This is a genomic window from Polynucleobacter yangtzensis (assembly GCF_001595965.1).
In the GTDB taxonomy this organism is placed as follows: domain Bacteria; phylum Pseudomonadota; class Gammaproteobacteria; order Burkholderiales; family Burkholderiaceae; genus Polynucleobacter; species Polynucleobacter yangtzensis.
Map to the genome: position 1 here is coordinate 1 of NZ_LOJI01000039.1, position 352 is coordinate 352.

At 51.7% G+C, this 352-nt stretch carries 1 protein-coding gene; it reads left to right on the plus strand.

Translation table 11 applies throughout. The annotated features are described in order from the left end of the window. Positions 1-352, plus strand: a 352-nt coding sequence (locus JaK3_RS08830; RefSeq protein WP_150114253.1) for an AMP-binding enzyme, incomplete at both ends; no start/stop codon positions are given.

The window sequence follows — 352 nt, forward strand, 5'->3', positions numbered from 1 at the left end:
AGGTCGTGCTGACCAACAAGTGAAGATCCGGGGCTTTAGGATTGAACTAGGTGAAATTGAAGCAGCCCTCTTACAAGCTTGCCCAGAGTTAGCTCAAGCAAGCGTTCTTGCTCGCACAGTAGCTGGCGAACAAAAGCTAGTGGCTTACTTGGTGCCGCGCAAAACAGTGGTTCCAGAAAGCACTCAGTTACGCCAAGCCCTCTTAAACAACCTACCAGAGTACATGGTGCCTAGCGCTCTCATTAATTTGGAGTCCCTGCCTCTCACCCCCAATGGCAAGCTCGATCGTCGCGCTCTACCAGAACCTGAGTTTGTGACTGATACGGCTTACCGAGCACCTGGCAATGCCAAT